Below are 6,235 nucleotides of genomic sequence, written 5' to 3'. Positions count from 1 at the left end.
CAAATGCCTTGACGTGCGGCATCGATGACCTAGAGTCACACGAGTAACACCAGTCCCATCTTCCCCGGGGTCGAGGTCATGATCACCACCACGCGCAAGGCCTTCGCGGCCGCTGTCGTCGTGCTCGCGTTGCTCGCGGCCGCGCTTGCGAGCCCCGTGATCGCCGACGACAAGGACGATCTCCAGCGGAAGAAGCGCGGCGTCAGCGGCGAGATCTCGGGCGCGAAGAAGGCGTACGACCAGTCAAGCAAAAAGTTCGCCGGGGCCGTGGCCGCCCTCAAGAAGGCGCAACGTCAGCTCGACGCCGCTGAGGAGCACCTCGGCTCGACCCGCGGACAGCTCGCGACGGCCGAAGCGCGCGATGCGCAGATGCAGGCTGAGCTGATCAAGAGCGAGGCCGAGCTCGACGAGGCCATCGCCAGGCTCGACCAGGGCAAGAAGGACCTCAAGACCTCCGAGGTCGCGGTGGAGCAGTTCACCGTCGAGAGCCTGCAGGCGGGGGATCGGGGGCTGCAGGCGTTTGGCGACCTGCTCCGCGGAGAGAGCCCCACCCAGTTCTCCGAGAAGATGAGCCTCAGCGACTCCGTGAGCGATGCGCAGCTCGCCACGATGCAGCGCCTCGCGGCGTCCAAGGTGATCCTCCAGCTCAACCGCGAGAAGGTGCAGGAGCTGCGCGACCAGGTCGCCGCGGCACGCAAGGCTGCCGCCGAGAACCTCGTACGCAAGCAGGAGCTCGAGGCCGCCGCCGAGGAGCAGGCCGACGAGGTCGACCGGCTCGTCGGCAAGCGGGCCGATGCCCGCAACTCGGCCGCCGCCATCAAGCGGGACGACGAGGAGAAGCTCCGCGAGCTCGAGAACGAGCGAGCCCGGTTGAACGCGCGACTCGCCGCCCTGGCGGCTAGGGACCGCAAGAGCGGCGGCAGGGGCTCCGGCGGCGACGGCATCGGGACGCTCATGCGTCCGGTCGGCGGTGCGATCACGTCGTCCTACGGCATGCGCAGGCACCCGATCACCGGTGTCTACAAGCTGCACGACGGCACCGACTTCAGCGCCGGCTGCGGCACGCCGATCCGGGCCGCGGCCGCCGGCACGATCATCGAGCAGTACTACAACGCCGGCTACGGCAACCGCGTCATCCTCAACAACGGCATCAAGCGCGGCAAGAGCGTGGTCACGACGTACAACCACCTGTCGCGGTTCGCCCAGGGTCGAGGCCGGGTTTCGCGCGGCGAGGTGATCGGGTATGTCGGCAGCACCGGCTACTCGACCGGCTGCCACCTGCACTTCATGGTGATCGCCAACGGCCGCACCACCAACCCGATGGCCTGGTTGTAGGTCTGGGGGCCGGTGCCACAATGGCCCGGTGCCCAAGGAGACCGGCCGCAAGATCGTTGCGCAGAACAAGAAGGCGCGTTACGACTATCACATCGAAGACACCTACGAGGCGGGACTCGTCCTCACCGGTACCGAGGTGAAGTCGCTGCGTGCCGGTCGCGCGTCCCTGGTCGATGGGTTCGGCGAGGTCGAGGACGGTGAGGCCTGGCTGCTGCAGGTGCACATCCCGGAGTACACCCTGGGCACGTGGACGAACCACGAGACGCGCCGCCGCCGCAAGATGTTGCTCAACCGGCACGAGATCGACCGCATCGAGCAGCGGGTGCAGGCCAAGGGCCTGACGATCGTGCCGCTCGCGCTCTACTTCAAGGACGGCCGCGCCAAAGTCGAGATCGCCCTCGCCCGCGGCAAGAAGCAGTACGACAAGCGCCATGCGATTGCGGAGCGTCAGGCCAAGGCCGAGGCGCAGCGTGAGGTCGGACGACGCCTCAAGGGCATGGAGTGAGAACTCCGCCGTCAGAGGATGGGGACCTGCCGGCGTACGCCGCCGAGCTCGGCATCCCTGGGTTCTTCGACGTCCACGTGCACTTCATGCACCCGAGGGTGATGGCGAAGGTGTGGGCGTACTTCGACGGCGCCGGTGCGCTGCCTGCCGGTCTGTGGCCGGTCAAGTACCGCGGCACCGACGACGAGCGGATCGACCACCTGCGCGCCATGGGAGTGCGGCGGTTCACGTCCCTCTCGTACGCGCACAAGCCCGGTATGGCCGGCTTCCTGAACGACTGGACCCGTGACTTCGCCGAGCGAACACCCGACACCTTGTGGTCTGGCACGTTCTTTCCCGAGCCGGAAGCGGCGACATACGTGCCGGAAATCGTCGAGGCCGGCGTGCAGGTGTTCAAGGTGCACCTGCAGGTCGGTGACTTCGCGGCCGACGATCCGTTGCTCGAACCGGTGTGGGGCACTCTCGCCGAGAGCGGTTCGCCGGTCGTGATCCACGCCGGATCCGGCCCGGCACCCGGGACGCACACCGGCCCCGATGGCGTGGCCCGCGTGCTGGCCCGTCATCCCGGGCTCCGGTTGGTGATCGCCCACCTCGGCATGCCGGAGATCGCGGAATTCATGGACCTCGCAGACGGTTATGCCCACGTGATGCTCGACACCACGATGGCCTTCGTCGACTTCTGGGACCGCCCGAACGATCCCGCAATCGTCGACCGGCTCCCCGGACTTCAGGACCGCATCTTGTTCGGAACCGACTTCCCCAACATCCCGTACGCCTACGCCCACCAGGTCGAGGTGCTGCAGCGCCTCGACCTCGGCGATTCGTGGATGCGGGACGTCCTCTGGAACAACGGTGCGCGCGTCTTCATGACCGGCGACGAGATCGTGGAATGAAACTCGCGAGCGCCGAGGGGCGGTGGCTGATCGCCGCGACGGTCGGTGCCTCCGGCATGGCCTTCCTCGACGGCTCCATCGTCAGCCTCGCCCTGCCGGACGTCGACCGGGACCTCGACGCCGGTCTCAGCGGGTTGCAGTGGACGGTCAACGCCTACATGCTCACGCTTTCCTCTTTCGTCCTGGTGGCAGGCTCGCTCGGCGACCGCCTCGGACGTCGCAGGATCTTCAACGTCGGGGTCGCTTGGTTCGGCGTGGCGTCGATTCTGTGTGCCGTCGCCCCATCGATCGAGATGCTCGTTGCGGCTCGCGCCCTGCAAGGCATCGGCGCCGCGCTGCTCACTCCGGGCAGCTTGGCGATCATCTCAACATCGATCGACAAGGCGGACCGTGGTCGTGCCATCGGCCTCTGGGCCGGGCTCTCCGGCGTTGCCGGGGCAGCCGGACCGCTGATGGGCGGCTGGCTGGTCGACCAGATCAGCTGGCGCGCGATCTTCTGGATCAATGTGCCCCTCGTCGTGGCCACGATCGCCATCAGCCTGCGCTACGTACCGGAGACGAAGGGTGCGCAGGGACGCATCGACTTTGGCGGTGCGGGTCTCACCGTCGTGAGCTTGGCGTTCCTGACGTACGGCCTGGCGGTGGAGGAGTGGATGCCCACGGTGGCGGGCCTTCTCCTGCTGATCGCCTTCGTCCTGCACCAGTGGCGGACGCCCCATGCGTTGGTGCCGATCAGCTTGTTCGCGGACCGGGTGTTCACTGCGCTGAACATCTGCACGTTCGCGATCTATGGGGCCCTGAGCGGTGGCCTCTTCCTGCTCGTGCTGCAGCTGCAGTACGTGACGGGATACTCGCCGCTCGAAGCCGGCCTCGCCACGCTGCCACCGACGATCCTCCTGCTGCTGTTCTCAGGGCGGGCCGGGGCACTCGGCGAAAGGCTCGGCCCACGTCTGCCGATGACGGTCGGGCCGTTGATTGCGTCCGCGTCGATGCTGCTCTACCTGCGCGTCGATGCCGATGCCAGCATCGTTGACGTCATCGTTCCCGGCATCGTGTTCGGCATCGGCTTGACCATCCTGGTCGCCCCATTGACCACCTCGGTGCTCGCGTCCGCACCGGCTGACCAGACCGGTATCGCGTCAGGCATCAACAATGCGGTGGCCCGCACCGCCGCACTGCTGGCGGTGGCAGCGATCCCACCGCTCGCCGGGATCGCCGGCGCTGACTTCGCATCACCGGAGGTGTTCAGCCCCGGGTACCGCACGGGCATGATGATCTGCGCGGGGATGCTGGCGGCCGCTGGTGTGTTCGCTGCCCTGATGATCCAGAAGCCGAAGCGCTTCGAGGAGGTACTGCACGCGCCGGAACAAGATGTGGTCTGATCGCGTTTCGAGATACGATGGAGGTCGCTGCGCAAGCAGTGCTTGACAACTCAAGAGGGGCTGATCGGTTTCGACTGTGGTCGTTCGACTCAGGAGAAGCGGGTAGAGAATCCAAGGTCATCTCTCAAACGTTCCTTGGAAACTACAAGTGCCGATTCAAAGCGCACTGACTTCGCCCTCGCTGCCTGACAGCGACTGGTGAAGGGCAGGCCCGGGAGCGTCCCCGTCCCGGATCGCCTGTCTCATCAAGGGGACTCGCTGATCACGTATCGCCGTAGGGCGTGATCGGGACTTTTCTACGGCTGGGCCTGTCGGAGACGTGTTCGTCCGAGTTCCGGGGCCGAGAAAAGCGTCAGACGAACTGCACCCGGAGAAGACCTGATTCTGCGCCAGAGGACCCGGGTTCGATTCCCGGCAGCTCCACGAAAGGACGAGGACCCCCGAGCGAAGCTCTCGGGGGTCCTCGTCGTCTCGTGAATCACGCAGGGCGAGCCGAAAATGGGCTTCTCCGCGCATGACTTCATATCTCAAGTCTTCCTATCTCGGCGCGGGTACATCATTCGCATCTGGGCCGGGGGCTCGAACGGCGCCCACGAGCCTGCCGGCTGAGCGAGACGGTCGGCGAGCAGCCAGAGGACTGCTGCGTCCACGCCGATGCCCAGGTGGCTGGCGCGCACCTCGACGTTCTCGTGGGTCGGGCTGACCGGTTCGATGCAGGCCCGCCAGTGGACGATGCCGTCGCTACGCGAGAACACGGACGTGCTGGGCACTGGGATCGGTTGCCGCGTCTTCGCGCGCGCGGCCGGGTCCGCAGAGCCGATATGGCGCGAGGTGCGTCGACGATAGGCAGCGTCCGCTCGGCTCGGCATCGACTCGTCCCCCATGTACGGGCTGGCCAGCGTGATGACCTGCTGCACGAGGTCCGGGTTCCGACGCGCCAGCTCGCGAGCGAGGATGCCTCCGAGGCTCCAGCCGATGAGCGAGACCGGGGCGCCGGTGCGGTCTGCCACGTGGCCGAGCCGCTGCGACAGCCCGTCAACGACCTCGCGGGTCGGCCCGACGTTGCGGCCCAGACCCCAGCCGTAGACGCGGTGGTCGAGCCGCCGCAGGAAACGGCGCAACGGGCCGGTGCTGGTGTCGTCGGCGAGCAGTCCGGGGAGCACCAGGACTCCGCGACCGTCACCGCGCGGCGCGCGGTTGAGGAGCAGTCGGGCGAACGGGAGACCCACCAACGAGACCGCGCCCCGGAGTGGCTCGGTGACGAACCAGCCCAGAGCGGGCGGGCGTCCGACGTCGCCCTTGGGCGTTGGCATGGAGGACAACCTAGGGCAATCCTTCGAAGATGTCCGTCAGCAACGGGGCGGACGCCGTACGCTCCGGCCAGGCGATCGTGGCCCAGTCACGGCTGACCACGCGTTCCCAGCGTTCGGCGTCGACCGGGTAGTCGAACATGACGTGATGCTGGCTGCGATGCTCCATGAGTCCGGCGACGATCCGGTGGGCGACGTCACGACAGTCGATGACCAAGCCGATCTCGTCATCCGGCACGCCGCGCATGTGGTACACATGCGTCGGATCGAACAGCTCGAGTCCCTTGGCTGCCCGCTGCTCCTGCCACCGCTCGAAGACCGACTGCGGGATGGCGCCGTGCAACAGCCGCCGGAAGGCACGGCCGCTCGTCGCAGCCGAGCGCAGGAAGGCCGCGTCCGTCGCCGCGCCGATCGCGATGTGGTCTGGATGGGCGAAGATCCCGTCCGGCCCGAAGGTACCGACGACGGTCGGCTGCTCTTCGTCGAGGATCGCCCCGACCGCATCGACCAGCTCGTCGAAAGGGACCTGGTCGACCTCGCCGTCGGTGTAGCCCATCCACACATGACGGTCCGGCTCGCGCCCGAGTGCCCACCAGCCGTCCTCGTCCTCCGCTTGCCGGATGCGCCCGAGCGTCTCGCGGGTGGCCGGGAACCCGTCCCGGATGTCCCCTCCGCCTCCGTCGGTGGCATGGATGAGGACGAAGCGGAACCCGGGGTCGTCCGCGTGCTTGGCGACACTGCCGGCGAACCCGTAGGCGTCGTCGTCCGGGTGAGCGACCACGACCGCGAAGGTCAGCTCGTTGCTCACGG

Annotated in this window: 6 protein-coding genes and 1 other RNA gene; 5 read left to right on the top strand and 2 right to left on the bottom strand. The window is 67.4% G+C overall.

The features are described from left to right. Window positions 1–78: 78 nt before the first annotated feature. The 5 genes from ACRDPN_RS02175 (at window position 79) to ssrA (ending at window position 4,541) form a co-directional block, all read left to right on the top strand. Window positions 79–1,335 (top strand): peptidoglycan DD-metalloendopeptidase family protein, encoded by a 1,257-nt coding sequence (locus tag ACRDPN_RS02175; protein WP_431445687.1) that lies wholly within the window; start codon window positions 79–81, stop codon window positions 1,333–1,335. Between the two features lie 28 nt (window positions 1,336–1,363). Further along, window positions 1,364–1,840 carry an SsrA-binding protein SmpB gene (gene smpB / locus ACRDPN_RS02170; protein WP_431445686.1) on the top strand — a complete coding sequence of 159 codons (477 nt, stop codon included), beginning with the start codon at window positions 1,364–1,366 and terminating at the stop codon, window positions 1,838–1,840. Next, complete coding sequence (locus ACRDPN_RS02165) at window positions 1,837–2,733, top strand: amidohydrolase family protein (RefSeq protein ID WP_431445685.1); 897 nt, start codon at window positions 1,837–1,839, stop codon at window positions 2,731–2,733. Before smpB ends, ACRDPN_RS02165 begins: the two co-directional genes overlap by 4 nt. Then, the gene (locus ACRDPN_RS02160) at window positions 2,730–4,115 is read left to right on the top strand and encodes an MFS transporter (RefSeq protein WP_431445684.1); all 1,386 of its coding nucleotides are present in this window, start codon (window positions 2,730–2,732) and stop codon (window positions 4,113–4,115) included. The genes ACRDPN_RS02165 and ACRDPN_RS02160 overlap by 4 nt, the downstream gene beginning before the upstream one ends. Before the next feature lie 56 nt (window positions 4,116–4,171). Continuing rightward, window positions 4,172–4,541: a transfer-messenger RNA gene (gene ssrA / locus ACRDPN_RS02155) on the top strand. Window positions 4,542–4,642: 101 nt separating this feature from the next. Here the strand turns inward: ssrA and ACRDPN_RS02150 are convergent. Further along, on the bottom strand, window positions 4,643–5,428 hold the full coding sequence (locus tag ACRDPN_RS02150) for an esterase/lipase family protein (RefSeq protein ID WP_431445683.1): 786 nt from the start codon (window positions 5,426–5,428) through the stop codon (window positions 4,643–4,645). 10 nt (window positions 5,429–5,438) lie between these two features. After that, window positions 5,439–6,235, bottom strand: a 797-nt coding sequence (locus ACRDPN_RS02145) for a PIG-L deacetylase family protein (RefSeq protein ID WP_431445682.1), incomplete at its 5' end; no start/stop codon positions are given.

The organism is Aeromicrobium sp. (genome assembly GCF_050700635.1).
Taxonomy (GTDB): domain Bacteria; phylum Actinomycetota; class Actinomycetes; order Propionibacteriales; family Nocardioidaceae; genus Aeromicrobium.
The sequence above is the reverse complement of the archived record's forward strand: the minus strand, read 5'-3'. Positions and strand labels throughout refer to the sequence as shown.

What these genes read in the sequence shown, in the direction of transcription:
- ACRDPN_RS02175 (WP_431445687.1), top strand. Translation starts at nt 79, where the DNA reads ATGATCACCACCACGCGCAAGGCCTTCGCGGCCGCTGTCGTCGTGCTC.
- ACRDPN_RS02160 (WP_431445684.1), top strand. Translation starts at nt 2,730, where the DNA reads ATGAAACTCGCGAGCGCCGAGGGGCGGTGGCTGATCGCCGCGACGGTC.
- ACRDPN_RS02150 (WP_431445683.1), bottom strand. Translation starts at nt 5,428, where the DNA reads ATGCCAACGCCCAAGGGCGACGTCGGACGCCCGCCCGCTCTGGGCTGG.